General features: G+C 70.7%; 14 protein-coding genes. 5 read left to right on the forward strand and 9 right to left on the reverse strand.

Annotation, left to right across the window (positions count from 1 at the left end; genetic code table 11):
- The 5 genes from ACWD6P_RS24935 to ACWD6P_RS24955 form a co-directional block, all read right to left on the reverse strand.
- The coding region (locus tag ACWD6P_RS24935; protein WP_451446384.1) for a carbohydrate ABC transporter permease at positions 1 to 671 on the reverse strand (671 nt) is incomplete at its 3' end.
- The gene (locus ACWD6P_RS24940; protein WP_451446385.1) at positions 668 to 1657 is read right to left on the reverse strand and encodes a carbohydrate ABC transporter permease; all 990 of its coding nucleotides are present in this window, start codon (positions 1655 to 1657) and stop codon (positions 668 to 670) included. The genes ACWD6P_RS24940 and ACWD6P_RS24935, both read right to left, overlap by 4 nt.
- A complete protein-coding gene (locus ACWD6P_RS24945; RefSeq protein ID WP_451446386.1) occupies positions 1638 to 3026 on the reverse strand; it encodes an ABC transporter substrate-binding protein in 1389 nt (462 codons plus the stop codon). Before ACWD6P_RS24945 ends, ACWD6P_RS24940 begins: the two co-directional genes overlap by 20 nt.
- A 60-nt stretch (positions 3027 to 3086) precedes the next feature.
- The gene (locus tag ACWD6P_RS24950; protein ID WP_451446387.1) at positions 3087 to 4037 is read right to left on the reverse strand and encodes a sugar-binding transcriptional regulator; all 951 of its coding nucleotides are present in this window, start codon (positions 4035 to 4037) and stop codon (positions 3087 to 3089) included.
- Between the two features lie 86 nt (positions 4038 to 4123).
- A complete protein-coding gene (locus ACWD6P_RS24955; RefSeq protein WP_451446388.1) occupies positions 4124 to 5470 on the reverse strand; it encodes an MFS transporter in 1347 nt (448 codons plus the stop codon).
- Between the two features lie 157 nt (positions 5471 to 5627).
- Here ACWD6P_RS24955 and ACWD6P_RS24960 point away from each other — a divergent pair, with 157 nt between their 5' ends.
- The 3 genes from ACWD6P_RS24960 to xylB all read left to right on the forward strand — a co-directional run bounded on the left by ACWD6P_RS24960 (position 5628) and on the right by xylB (position 8930).
- The gene (locus ACWD6P_RS24960; protein ID WP_451446389.1) at positions 5628 to 6419 is read left to right on the forward strand and encodes a DeoR/GlpR family DNA-binding transcription regulator; all 792 of its coding nucleotides are present in this window, start codon (positions 5628 to 5630) and stop codon (positions 6417 to 6419) included.
- Between the two features lie 65 nt (positions 6420 to 6484).
- Positions 6485 to 7483, forward strand: coding sequence for a zinc-dependent alcohol dehydrogenase family protein (locus tag ACWD6P_RS24965; protein WP_451446390.1), 999 nt, complete (start codon positions 6485 to 6487; stop codon positions 7481 to 7483).
- Positions 7484 to 7526: 43 nt separating this feature from the next.
- Positions 7527 to 8930, forward strand: coding sequence for a xylulokinase (gene xylB, locus ACWD6P_RS24970; protein ID WP_451446391.1), 1404 nt, complete (start codon positions 7527 to 7529; stop codon positions 8928 to 8930).
- Positions 8931 to 8951: 21 nt separating this feature from the next.
- Here the strand turns inward: xylB and ACWD6P_RS24975 are convergent, their stop codons facing one another.
- The gene (locus ACWD6P_RS24975) at positions 8952 to 9797 is read right to left on the reverse strand and encodes a class I SAM-dependent methyltransferase (RefSeq protein ID WP_451446392.1); all 846 of its coding nucleotides are present in this window, start codon (positions 9795 to 9797) and stop codon (positions 8952 to 8954) included.
- A 131-nt stretch (positions 9798 to 9928) separates the two neighbouring features.
- Between ACWD6P_RS24975 and ACWD6P_RS24980 the strand changes: the two genes are divergently transcribed.
- Positions 9929 to 10522 carry a TetR family transcriptional regulator gene (locus tag ACWD6P_RS24980; RefSeq protein ID WP_451446393.1) on the forward strand — a complete coding sequence of 198 codons (594 nt, stop codon included), beginning with the start codon at positions 9929 to 9931 and terminating at the stop codon, positions 10520 to 10522.
- 45 nt (positions 10523 to 10567) lie between these two features.
- Here ACWD6P_RS24980 and ACWD6P_RS24985 read toward each other — a convergent pair whose 3' ends face one another.
- From ACWD6P_RS24985 to ACWD6P_RS24995, 3 genes are all read right to left on the reverse strand, one after another.
- Positions 10568 to 11017: a DUF4396 domain-containing protein gene (locus ACWD6P_RS24985; RefSeq protein ID WP_451446394.1), complete on the reverse strand. Its 450-nt coding sequence runs from the start codon at positions 11015 to 11017 to the stop codon at positions 10568 to 10570.
- Positions 11018 to 11128: 111 nt separating this feature from the next.
- A complete protein-coding gene (locus ACWD6P_RS24990; protein ID WP_451446395.1) occupies positions 11129 to 12133 on the reverse strand; it encodes a DUF5954 family protein in 1005 nt (334 codons plus the stop codon).
- A 151-nt stretch (positions 12134 to 12284) separates the two neighbouring features.
- Positions 12285 to 12587, reverse strand: a complete 303-nt coding sequence (locus ACWD6P_RS24995) for a GNAT family N-acetyltransferase (RefSeq protein WP_451446396.1) — start codon at positions 12585 to 12587, stop codon at positions 12285 to 12287.
- A gap of 98 nt (positions 12588 to 12685) precedes the next feature.
- Between ACWD6P_RS24995 and ACWD6P_RS25000 the strand changes: the two genes are divergently transcribed.
- Positions 12686 to 13408: a Type 1 glutamine amidotransferase-like domain-containing protein gene (locus ACWD6P_RS25000; RefSeq protein WP_451446397.1), complete on the forward strand. Its 723-nt coding sequence runs from the start codon at positions 12686 to 12688 to the stop codon at positions 13406 to 13408.
- The last annotated feature ends 45 nt before the right edge of the window (positions 13409 to 13453 follow it).

The raw sequence follows: 13453 nt of genomic DNA on the forward strand, positions 1-13453 counted from the left end.
AGGACCCGGGCGAAGAGCAGCTCGTTCCAGCTGAAGATGAAGGAGATCAGGGCGGTTGCGGCGATGCCCGGCATGGCGACCGGGGCGACGATACGGAGCAGGGTGGTGTGCAGCCCCGCCCCGTCGATCGACGCGGCCTCCAGCATCTCGACCGGGACCTCGTTGAGGAACGACCGCATCATCCACACCGCGATCGGCAGGTTCATCGAGGTGTAGAGGATGACCAGCAGCCAGATGTTGTCGAGCATCCCGGTGTTCTGCGCGACGAGGTAGATCGGCAGCAGCCCGGCCACCAGCGGCAGCATCTTCGTGGAGAGGAAGAAGAACATCACATCGCTCCACTTGCGCACCGGCTTGATCGACAGCGCGTACGCGGCGGGTACGGCCAGCGCCAGTACCAGCAGCGTGGAGACGACCGAGGCGGTCAGCGAGTTGATCAGCGGCGGCCAGGGGCTGACGCCGGTGCCCGCGCCGAAGAACTCGCGGTAGCCGTCCAGGGTGAGGGAGGCACCCACGCTCGGCGGATTGCTCGCCGCGTCCGTCTCGCTGTGGAACGACGTCAGCGCCATCCAGGCGACGGGCAGGAAGAAGGCGATGCCGCACAGCCAGGCCACCAGGCCCAGCAGGCTGCCGGCGCGCCGCCGGCGCGGGGTCGGGGGTGCGCTGCTCATCGGGTGACCTCCTCGCGCAGCAGGGACGAGACGGTGCGCAGCGCGAAGGTGGCCACGACCAGCGAACACAGCACCACGACGACGCCCTGTGCGGACGCCCGTCCGTAGTCGTGGGCCTGGTAGAAGGTCTGGTAGATGGTGTAGGGGAGGTTGGCGGTGCCGAGGCCGCCGGAGGTGATGGTGAACACCGCGTCGAAGTTCTGGACGACGTAGACGGTGCCCAGCAGCGCGGCCAGTTCGAGGTAGCGGCGCAGATGCGGCAGCGTCAGATAGCGGAAGATGTCGAAGGCACAGGCGCCGTCCATCCGGGCCGCCTCGATCGCGTCCGTCGCCCGGCTCTGCAGCCCGGCCAGCAGGATCAGCATCATGAACGGCGTCCACTGCCAGATCAGCGACACCTCCACCGCGGCCAGCGGCGAGTCGGTCATCCAGTCCGGCTGCGGCGGGTGGTCGCTGCCGAACAGGCCCCATATCCACGTCAGCGCGCCGTTGAGCAGCCCGTACGAGGCGTTGTACAGGGCGTGCTTCCACAGCAGCGCGGACGCGACGGGCACCACCAGGAACGGGGTGATGAGCAGGGTGCGGACGATGCCGCGGCCGCGGAAGCCGCGGTCGAGCAGCAGCGCGAGGCCCAGCCCCAGCAGCAGGCTGACCAGCACCACGGTCACCGTCAGCACCACCGTCGTGAGGACCGAGGAGCGCATCGCGGGGTCCGTGAAGACGGCCACGTAGTTGTCGAAGGCGGCGAAGCCGCGGTTGTCGGGCGCCAGCGCGTTCCACCGGGTGAAGGAGATCACCACGGTGGCCACGAACGGCAGTTGGGTCACGACGATCAGGAAGACCAGCGCGGGCAGCAGCGGAGCCCGCCGGGCCCAGTCCCTGGCCCGCTGCGCCCGCCGGGCGCGGGCCGGCTGCCTGCCGGAGGCCGGGACGGTGCCCTGGCCGTGGGGGACGCGCCGGGTCGGCTCAGCGGCTGTGGTAGGCATCCGACACCTCCTGCGCCAGCCGCTGGCTCTTCTCCAGGGCCTCGGAAACGCTCTGCTTGCCGGCGATCGCCGAGCTCACTTCCTGGGAGACCTTGGTGCCCAGGTCGGCGAACTCGGGGACACCGACGAACTGGATACCGGGGGCCGGACGCGGCTGCACACCCGGGTCGTCGGGCCGGGCCGAGCTGATCGCGTCCTTGGTCGCCTGGGCGAACGCTCCGGACTCCCGGAGGTACTGCGGGTTCTGGTAGGTGGACGCCCGCTTGCCCGCGGGCACGCTGGCCCAGCCCAGCTTGCGGCCCACCAGCTGCTCGTACTCCTTGCTGGAGGCCCAGCTGATGAACTTCCAGGCCGCGTCCTGGTTCTTACTGGCCTTCTGCACGCCCCAGGCCCAGGTGTACAGCCAGCCGGAGCTGGGCGTCTTGACGACCGGCGCCGGCGCGTAGCCGACCTTCCCGGCGACCTTGGAGTCGGCGCCCTCCAGGGAGCCGGCGCCGGCGGTCGCGTCGTACCACATGGCGACCTTGCCCTGCTGCATGTCGTTGAGGCACTCGGTGTAGCCGGCCTGGGGGGCGCCCGCCTCACCGTGCTTGCGGACCAGATCGACGTAGAACCGGGTGGCCTCGGTGAACTCCGGGCTGTCGAGCCGCGCCTTCCAGTCCTCGGTGAACCAGGTGCCGCCGAAGGTGTTGACGACCGTGGACAACGGGGCGATCACCTGGCCCCAGCCGGGCTGGCCGCGCAGGCAGATGCCCTTCATGTCCTTGCGGAAGCCGTCCAGCTTGGCGGCCATGGAGGCGACCTGCTGCCAGGTCGGCCGCTTGGGCATGGCCAGCCCGGCGGCCTTGAACAGGTCCTTGCGGTACATCAGGAACGACGACTCGCCGTAGAAGGGCTGCGCGTACATCTTGCCGTCGACGGCGGTGAGGGACTTGCGGAGCGGCGCGAGGATGTCCTTCTGGTCGAACTTGGGGTCCTTGGAGGCCTGTTCGCCGAGCGGGGCGAGCCATCCGTTGAGGGCGTACATCGGCGTCTCGTAGTTGCTGAGGCTGGCCACGTCGTACTGCCCGGCCTGGCTGGAGAAGTCCTGGCTCATCTTGTCGCGCAGGTCGTCCTCCGGCAGCACGGTGTAGTTCACCTTGATGCCGGTCTCCTTGGTGAAGTGCTCGGCGGTGAGCTTCTGCAGATCCACCATCTGCGGGTTGTTGACCATCAGGACGTTGAGGGTGTCCTTGCCGGTATTGCCGACATCCCCCGCGCCCCGGTAGCAGCCGCCCGCCGCCAGGACCACCGCCAGGGCCACGGCGGTGTGCCGTCCGGCGCGGCCGGGGCGTCCTCGGTCGGCTGTTCCGCGGCGTCGTGCTCTCACGACTGGCACCTTTCCAGGAAAGAGCCCGCCCCACGGTCAGCGGCGCGCCTGTTCGCGGTCTCAGAGGAGGCTCTCGGCCACCTTGGCATCGGTGACGACGCCGTGGAAGAGACCGGTCTTCAGCGCCGCCGAGGTGGCGGTCGCCCGTGCGATGCCGTCGGCCAGGAGAAGCACCTCGGGCACCTTGCGCAGTTCGTCGAAGCTGATGGCGATCACCCGTTCGGTGAGTTCGGGGACGATGATCTGCCCTTCCGCGTCGAGCAGATGGCCGGCGACCTCGGCGCGGACTCCCCGTCGCCGGTAGTCCTCGCGTTCGGCGTCGCCGAGCGCGTCGTAGATGGTGGAGAGCCCCGGCCCCCAGCCTCCTACGGTGACGACGGCCTTGGTGACCTGGCTGAAGCGGCTGACCGCATCGACGACGCCGGGCTGTTCGCGCAGCATGCGGGCCGCGGTCGCATCGGGCAGCAGCAGAGGCGCGTAGATGGGGTAGACGACGCCCCGCGAAATGGTGGCGGCCCGGCGCACCGCCTCCACCGCCGTCGCGTTCACCGGACGCAGCGGGGTCACCCCGCACAGCTGGACGACCGTGCAGTGGGCGAGGGTGGTCAGGCCGAGGCCGACGGCCTCGATCTCGGGACCCCAGACGAGGCCCAGGACGTCGTCCTCGGTGACGATCTCGGCCAGCAGGTCGGCGGCGACCGCGCCGAGTCGGCGGGTGGCCTGGACCGTGTCGTCCGGGACCTCCTGGCGGGAGTCGATGACGATGGCGTGCCGCAGGCCGTACCGCGTGCGCAGGGCGTCGGAGAGGGAGGCGTCGAGTTCGGCGGGCAGGCGTATCTCCAGCCGGATCAGGCCGTCGCGGAGGGCCGACTCCAGCGTCCTGGCCACCTTGAACCGGCTGATGCCGAACTCCTCCGCGATCTCCATCTTGGATTTGCCCTCCAGGTAGAACCTCCGGGCCATCGCGGCGGTCCGCACCAGGTACTCCGGGCCGGTGTGGTGTGTACGCATGGCAGCCCGCCCTCTCTGGACGCGTTCTGGGCGCTGCGCGCTAGTGCTCGAATGAGCTAGTACGTCTCATATGCGCCTTTTTCCCATTAAAGCTTCCCGGAGGTCGCTGTCAACGCCCCCGCCGGCTGCCGCTCCTCAGGGCGCGCGACGACGTCCGCACCCGGTCCCCCGCGCGCCCCGGACGTCTTCATGCACAGCACGAGGACGGTGCTGAGCAGATGCAGGGCGGCGTAGATCCACATGACTCCCCCGATGCCGATCGACCCGATGAAGAGCGTGCCGATCAGCGGGCCGAAGGCCATGCTGGCGCCGGCGCCCAGCGTGTAGGCCGACATGATCTGGCCCTTGCGCTCGGGGGCCTGCGAGGTCATCAGCGGAGGCAGCGGGACGTATCCGGCCATGCCCACGCCCAGTGCGCCCGCGGCGATGGCGACGAACAGGAAGTCGTGGCCCGCGGCCTCGGGTACGTAGTACAGCGCCAGACAGGCGACGGCCGAGACCGCCCCGCCGAGCCAGGCGACGGTCTTGCGCCGGCTCCAGCGGTCGCCGAGCGCGCCGAAGAGCACCACGCAGGCGAGGTTGCTGACCATCATGACGATCAGCAGCGAGGCCCACTCCTGTGCGCTGAAGCCGACCTGGTCGACGAGGTAGAGCGGGAGGAAGACCCACACGCCGAACTGCGAGGTGGTGTTGATGAGCCGGACGACCGCGCCCATGCCGACGCGCGGCTTGGCGAACATGACGGTGAAGCAGCCCATGAAGGTGCGCGTCAGACCGACCCGCTCCGGTCCCCTGGACAGGCCCTGGAATCCGGTGCGTTCCCGCAGCAGGAGCAGGACGACCAGGGCTCCGGCCACGATCATCGCGAGCGACACCCACAGCGTGGCGTAGAAGCCGATCGCGGGCTTGAGGAGCGAGACCAGGGCCGAGCCGAGAACCGGGTAGCCCATGGTGAAGCAGAACCAGAACCAGCCGAGCGCCTTGCCGAGCTGCCGTTCCGGGGCGCCCGCCATGATCCAGACCATGAATCCGTAGGCGAAGAGCGGATATCCGAAGCCGCGCAGGCCGTAGGTGAGGAGGATCAGCGCGTAGGAGTGGGCGGGTACGGCGACCGCGAGCATCAGGGCGTGGCAGACCACCCAGCAGGCGGCGCCGGTCATCATCACCCGGCGCGGCCCCCACAGGTCGCAGAGGCCGCCCGCCAGGAAGGCGCCCACCGCGGCGGTGACGCCGTACACGGTGAAGATGACGCCGACGCCCGCCTCCGCGAAGCCCAGGTCGGTCTTGAAGTACGCGGGCAGGTAGCTGGTCTCCACTCCGTCGCCGATCATGAAGAGCAGAACGCCGATATAGCCCCATATGAGGGCCCGGGGCATCCCGAGGACGACGGGGCGGGGCAGCGACGGATCGCGCTGTTGGGGTGTGCGCAGCACGGCGGGAACCTCCTGAGGGGCCGGGCGATCGCCCGGGAGACGTGCATCAGACTGAACAACCTCACAGAGAATTTCAAGAGCTTCACATAAAGTGTGTGATGTTCTAGGGTGAGAGCACGGCGGAGGTCCGCCGTGGAAACGAGCGGGGGTGCCCACGATGCGAGCGAGTCGCGGCTCCGAGGCCGAGGTCGAGGAGCGCCGCCAAGCGGTGCTGCGCCATGTCGCCCAGGAAGGCGAGATCCGGATCGCCGACCTCGCCGGGCGCATGCACGTCAGCGTGATGACCATGCACCGGGACCTGGACAACCTCCATGAGCGCCAGTTGCTGCGCAAGGGACGCGGAGTGGCGACGGCCTTCTCCAACGTCGCCATGGAGAGCGCGCTGCGCTTCCGGGAGAACGCCAATGTCGCGGTCAAGACCGCCATCGCGGACGCGCTCGTGGAGGAGGTCTCCCCCGGCGACACGGTGCTGATCGACTGCGGCTCCACGCTCTTCCCGCTGGCCCGCCGGCTCGCCGCCGTCGACGGGATCCGCGTGATCACCAACTCGCTGCGCGTCACCTACCTCCTGGCTGCCTCACCGGCCGAGGTGACGCTGCTCGGTGACCGCTTCTACGAGGACTTCGAGTCCTGCGCCGGTCCGCAGACCCGGCGGCAGCTGCAGGACATCCGCGCCACCGTCGCCTTCGTCACCGCCACATCGATAAGCGGTGGCCGCCTCTTCCACCCGGTGCGCGAGTACGCGGACAACAAGCAGGCCTATCTGCAGGCCGCCGACCGCGCCGTACTCGCCGTCGACCACAGCAAGTTCGGCCGCACCGCCACCTATCCGTACGGCGATGTCGGCGGCTACGACCTGCTGGTCACCGACGCCGACACCCCGGAGAGCGAACTGAAGCCCGTGCGGGACCTCGGCGTCGAGGTCCGCACCGTCGATCCCCACGGCTGAGCCGCCCCGAGCCGGACCGAGGCTCCCCCGCACCCCGAGCGCACCCCCGAGAAAGGCCCCCGCCCATGCGTGCTGTCGTCATCCACACCCCCGGGAACTACGAGGTCACCACCGTCGACGACCCCACCCCGGGCCCCGGCGAGGTCATCGTCGCACCCGCCGCGGTGGGCATCTGCGGCACCGATGTGCACATCGTCCAGGGGGAGTTCGCGCCCACCCCGTACCCGATCATTCCCGGCCATGAGTTCACCGGCGAGATCGTCGCCCTGGGGGCCGGAGTGACCGGGCTGCGCACCGGGGAGCAGGTCGCCGTCGACCCGTCGCTGTTCTGCGGCGCCTGTCACTACTGCTCGATCGGGCGCGGCAACCTGTGCGAGAACTGGGGCGCGATCGGCGACACCGTGGACGGCGCGATGGCCGAGTACGTCAAGGTGCCGGCCGCCAACTGCTACCGGCTGCCCGAGAGCGTCGACGTCACACAGGGAACCCTGATCGAGCCGCTGTCCTGCGCGGTACGCGGCTTCGACGTCCTGCCGCGGCGACTGGGCGACCACTACCTCATCTACGGCGCGGGCACCATGGGCCTGATGATGCTTCAGCTGGCCAAGGCCGCCGGTGCGGCGTCCCTCTCGGTCGTGGACATCAACAAGGACCGGCTGGCGGTCGCCGAACGGCTCGGCGCGGACGCCACCGCGGCGAGCGCCGCGGATCTGGACCGGCCGCAGGGCTGGGAGACCGTCATCGACTGCACCGGCGTCATCCCCGTCATCGAGGACGGCCTCAGCCGGGTGCGCCGCGGTGGCACCTTCCAGCAGTTCGGCGTCGCACCCTCCGCCGCCAAGGCGTCCTTCTCCCCGTTCGGCGTGTACAACGACGAGATCACCATCGTCGGATCGATGGCCGTCCTGCACAGCTTCGGCCGCGCGGTGGACCTGATGGCGAAGGGGGTCATCGACGCCGACACGATGATCACCCACAGCTTCGGGCTGGACGACTTCTCCGCCGCCCTGCAGACGTTCCGCGACGGCTCCGGCCGCAAGATCCAGCTCCGCCCGCAGGCCTGAACTCCCTTCCCCTCTCGTCCCGTTGCACGGAAGCGACATCGTCATGCCCACAGTTGCCGGGGTGGACTCCTCTACCCAGTCCTGCAAGGTCGTCGTCTGCGACGCCACCACCGGAGAGGTCCTGCACCGGGACCGCGCCACCCATCCCGACGGCACCGAGGTCGCCCCCGAGGCCTGGTGGCGGGCGCTCCTCGAAGCGGGCAACGGCCTGCTGGAGAAGGTGGACGCCCTCGCGGTCGCGGGCCAGCAGCACGGTCTGGTGGCCCTGGACGCGGCCGGCCGGCCGGTACGCGATGCGCTGCTGTGGAACGACACCCGCTCCGCACAGGCCGCCGCCGATCTCGTCGACGAACTCGGCGGGCCGGACAAATGGGCCCAGGCGGTCGGCACCGTACCGGTCGCGGCCATCACCGTCGCCAAACTGCGCTGGCTGGCCGAGCACGAACCGCGCCTCGCCGACCGTACCGAGCGGGTGCTGCTGCCGCACGACTGGCTGACCTGGCAGCTGTGCGGCGGCCCCGGCACCCGCGCCGAGCCCGTCACCGACCGGGGCGACGCCTCGGGTACGGGCTACTGGTCACCGGCCGAGGGCACCTACCGCCACGATCTGCTCGCCCTCGCCTTCGGCGACCGCGCTCCCGAACTGCCGCGGGTGCTCGGCCCGTACGAGGCGGCGGGCCGTACGCCGCACGGCGCCCTGGTGGCGGCGGGCACCGGCGACAACATGGGCGCGGCCCTGGGACTGGGCATCCAACCGGGCGATGTGGTGATCTCGCTGGGCACCAGCGGCACCGCCTTCGCCCTCTCCGAGCACCCGGTCGGCGACCCGAGCGGTGCCGTCGCCGGCTTCGCGGACGCCACCGGCCGCTTCCTGCCGCTGGTCTGCACCCTCAACGCCGCCCGGGTCCTCAGCTCCACCGCCCGCATGCTCGGCATCACCCTCGACGACCTCGACCCGCTGGCCCGCGGTGCCGAGCCCGGCGCCGGCGGCCTGGTCCTGCTCCCCTACCTCGGGGGCGAGCGCACCCCCAACCTCCCCGAGGCCGCGGGCAGTCTGATGGGCATGCGCAAGGCGAACATGCACCCGCCGAACCTCGCCCGTGCGGCCGTCGAAGGCATGCTGTGCAACATGGCCGACGCCCTCGACCGGCTGCGCGCCCAGGACGTCAGCGCCCGCCGCGTCCTGATCATCGGAGGCGCCGCCAAGGCTCCCGTGGTCGGCGAGATCGCCGCCGAGATCTTCGGCACCCCGGTCACCGTGCCCGCACCCGAGGAGTACGTCGCCCTGGGCGCCGCCCGGCAGGCCGCCTGGGCCCTGGCGGGCACACCCGAGCCACCGCACTGGCCACTCGCCGCCGCCCGGCAGATTCCCGCGCCCGCGGACGGTTCGACCGGCCGCCGCATCCGTGAGGCCTACGCCGACGCGAGGTCGCTGGTGTACGGGTGACACCGGCGGCGTCCTGCCGGGCTACCCCGGGCGGCTGGCGGTGACCAGCCTGGCGGTGCTGCGCAGTCGCACCGCTCCGTCCGCTTCGTGAGCGCGCAGGACGTCGATGAGCGTGCGGCGGGCACGGTCCTGGACGTCCGGTCCGACCTGGGCGGCCAGGTGACGTCCGGGGCCGGAGTCCAGCAGCAGGGCGGCCGCGTCGGCGGCGTCCTGCCCCCACGTCCCGTACGCCTCCACGTCCGCCGACGCGATGTCCGTGTACCCGGCGGCGGCCAGCAGCTCGTGGGCGGTGTCCGGGTCCGCCAGGGAGAACATGCCCGGGCCCCCGGGCGCACCGAAGCCGCCCATGGGCAGGAGGTCGCGCAAGGCGGCGATGGCCTGCAGCCACTCGTTGCGCTCGGCCCGCGTGGCGCAGACGAACGCCAGCCGGCCACCGGGGCGCAGGGCCCGTCCGATGTTGGCGAAGGCGGCGACGGGGTCGGCGAAGAACATCACTCCGAAGCGGCTGATCATCACGTCGAAGGCGCCCGGCTCGAAGGGGTGGACCTGTGCGTCGCCCTGCTCGAAGGTCGCGTTGCCCACGTCTTCGCGCCGTGCGGTCTCGCGGGCGCGCGCCAGCATCGGGGCGGAGAGGTCCAGGCCCAGGGCCCGGCCGCGGCCGGCCCGGCGGGCGGCCAGCCGGGTCGTGCACCCGGCCCCGCAGCCGATGTCCAGTACGCGGTCGTGCTCCGTGATCGCGGCCGCGGCGAGCAGGGGTGCGTTGAAGCCCTCGTTCACGGCGTCCCAGCGGTCCTGGTTCCGGGCCCAGTGGGTGCCCTCGTAGCCGTTCCACGCCTGAGCCTGTTCGGTGTTGACGAGGTGTTGCATCAGGTGCCTCCTGCCGTCACGGTGGTTGCGCGCTTAGAATGGGCGCTCGCCCAAACAGTATGGGCAAGCGCCCATACTGGCAATGCCCCTATGCCCGTACGCCCCATGTCCAGCGCCATCGGAGAGGCCCTATGTCACCACGTGGAGTAGCGATCCCCGACCTTCGCGAGCGGCTGTTCGCCGCCGCGGAGCGGGTCCTGGCGCGCGAGGGACCGGCCGCGCTGACCAGCAGGGCGATCACCGGTGAGGCGGGCTGCGCCAAGGGCCTGCTGCACGCCCACTTCGACGGGCTGGACGAGTTCGTCGCCGAGCTGGTCCTGGACCGCTTCGCGCGGACCGCGCAAGAGGCGGCGGAGCTCCCCGGGCGAGCCGGCAGCGCCACCGTGGCCGACAACCTCGTCACGGTCGCGCTCGCGCTGCTGAACTCCCTGGAACCCACCGTCATCGGCCTGGCCATGACGCGCCCCGGCGCCTCCCTCCGGGTGCGTCAGGCGCTGGAGGCCGGCGCGCCGGGCTTCACGGCGATGCAGGACGCGATCGCCGAGTACCTGGACGCCGAACGGCGACTGGGGCGCCTCGCGGACGGCACCGACACCACGACCGTCGCGCTCGCACTCGTCGGCACCCTCCACCACCTCCTGATGACCGGCTGGGCCGGCACTCCGGATCCCCGCGGGCAGGCCGAGCGGCTGGTCGCGCTGCTCATCGGAGAAGGGGTTCGGTAAGGGGTCGCGGTACGCGCCGCCGTCTGACCGGCCCGCCCGCCTCCGTCAGTGGTAGGCGTGGACCACGGCGTGGCCCTTGCCGCGGCCGATCATCCATTTGTTGAGGGGAGTGGTGATCAGGAACGCGATCCCGAACCCGCCGAGGAGAGCCGCCCAGAACAGGCCGTCCGAGAGATGGGCGTCCATGGCTCCGGGGACGAGCGCGATGATGCCGTTGTCCACCAGCTCCATGACCGCGATGGACACGGTGTCCGCGGCGAGGGCGACGCTGACGGCGGCTTTCAGGCCCAGCCCGGCCCTGCGCACCGAGTACAGGGTGAACGAGTAGCCGAAGAGGAATGCCAGCGCGATCGCCAGAAGCATGGTGGGGACGTTGTCCCAGACCAGCGCGGTGCCGATGACCATGCCCAGGATCTCACCGATCGCGCAGCCGGTCAGGCAGTGCGCCGTGGCCCGCGCCGCCGTGCCCCAAGAGGCGTGGTCCATGTGAGCCATGCGCGTGCCCCCTCTCCTCACTCCAGTGTGGGTCCGGCACCGTGTTCCGGCACACCACGGCCGGCAGGACGTGGTCGAGTTGCTCAGCGGCAGCGCCGCCTGCGGCCGAAGTCAGCCGTCCTGGCGGATGGTCCCGTCCTCGGCCATCGCCGGGTGGATCTTCGACGGGCCGTAGTCGTCCCGGTCCGAGGGCCGCGGCGGCTCGGGACCATCAGGACCGTAACGGACCATCCGCTCCACACGGCAGATCCGGAACAGCCTGTCACCCACCTGCACTTCGTCGCAGTGCCCGGTGGCCCTGAACTCCTCGGCCGCCCGCGCGAATTGCGCTCGCGCACGGTCGTGCGCATCGTGCAGGAGGGGCCGGAATTCCGTCATACCGTCGAAGAGCAGCCGCCGCGCATCGTGCGGTGTCGGCATCAGCGCCCCTCGCGGCCGCCACCCTCGGCCGTTTCGTTCCACCACACCGAAACCGACGGGAAGGAGCACCACGTCCGGATGGGTCGTGCGCGCCCGTTCGGAATCCTCGCGGACATCGGCGGGAAAGTGCGAGCCGGAGTAGGCGAAGCCCCGCAATGCCGGCTTCATGGCGTCGGCCGTCGCGCTGTGTTCGTGGCCGGGGTCAAGGACAAAGTCCAGGTCCGGTGAGGGCGTTTCGCACCGGCCGTCCCACGACCTGTCGGCCGGTTCCGGATCCGTGGGCCGCGGCGGCTCCAGTCCGTTCTCGCACCTGCGCGCGAACTCGTCCCCGCGTACGATCCGGTAGCGCACCCCGAGGACCGTCAGCTCATTGACCGGTTCGCGTTCGAGCACCGCCACCGCGGCCAGCAATTCACGCCGCACACCGGGGTCGTCCGTATCGTCCTTCGCTTTGCACCACAGCAGGGAATTCAGACCGTCGCGGACTTCTTGGGGTGTGTCACTCGTTAAGGGTCTTTCCAGTCTCCACGGCGCTGCCGTTCCGGGGCCCTGCGCGGCGAGGCCGAAGGCCGGGCCTCGCAGAGTGAGTTGCGGATAGCGGTGAGCGCCGGCCTCGCTGGCCCTTTCGGCCGGATGGCCTCGACGCACCGAACCGTCGTGGAACCGCTCGATCTGTTGCTTCCCGTCATCAGCCATAGGCACATTGTTGTGTCCGTACGGCAGAAACCCCGCCCGAACGCCCCAAGTGATCAGAGCCCGCCGTCGGCCGGAGCAGAAACATCGGGCGTGACCAGCCCCTCACCGGCCACGATCGAGTGCGGTCGGCCGGGGCATCGGCGGTGCCGCATTAGCTGTGCCGCACGTTCTCCCAAGCCCAGTCGACGACGGCGGTCACGGCCTCACGGGCATATCCCCGGCCCCAGTGTTCGGGAAGGAATCCATAGGACACCTCCCGTCGGCCGTCGAAGCGAGAAGTCTGATCGATCAGCACGAAGCCCAGGACGGTCGCGTCCTCTCGTGCCGTCACGGCGAACAGGTTGCGGCGGCCCGCGAAATGCTGCTGATAGGCGGAGAGCTCATGTTCGGCCACCGGACCCCCGAGGAACCGCCGGACCTCGACGTCCGTCCAGAGCCGGGTGAACGCCTTCACGTCCGCTCGCTGTGCGGAATGCCTTTTCGGCCAGGCTCTTTCCGAAACGGATATCCTCCAGCTCCGTTATCGACGGCTCGTTCCGAGGAGGCGCCCCCGTGGCCGTTGTTCCCCCGCGTCGTCTGGCTCTTCTCGGAGGTGGCTTCTCCACCGACGAGGACGGCCTGCTGGACGACTGGATGCTCGGCCAGGCGCGCACGTCCCGGCCCAGGGTGTGCTTTGTGCCCACCGCCAGCGGAGACGCCCCCGGCTATGTCGAGCGGTTTCTCGCCGCGTTCCGGTCGCGCGACTGTGTGCCCTCCGTCCTGCCCTTGTTCCGGCGGGAGCTGGACGACGACGCCCTGCGCACGTTCCTGCTCTCCCAGGACGTCGTCTACGTCGGTGGCGGCAACACCGCGAACCTGCTGGCGGTCTGGCGCACACACGGCGTGGACCGGCTGCTGTGCGAGGCCTACGACCGCGGAACCCTGTTGTGCGGGATCAGCGCCGGCGCCAACTGCTGGGCGGCGGGCTCCCATACCGACTCCTTCGGGCCGCTGACGTTTCTGCCGGACGGGCTGGGTCTGCTTCCCGGCTCCGTCTGCCCGCACTACGACAGCGAGCCGGGCCGCCGCGCCTCCTACCAGGAGGCCGTGGCGAGCGGCGCGCTTCCGGCCGGGTGGGCGCTGGAGGACGGCGTCGGAGCCCTGTTCTCGGACGGCGGCCTGACGGAGACGGTCACCCGCGTTCCGGGGGTCCGCCTGTACCGGGTGGAGCCGGACGGGCCGAGCGGAACCCGCGAGCGGGCAGTGCCGAGCCGTCTGCTCACCGAGGGGGCGTAAGGCGCCGCGGACCCGGCCGCGCCGTTCGGCCGCGGCCGGGCGCCG

The organism is Streptomyces sp. NPDC002446, assembly GCF_053595675.1.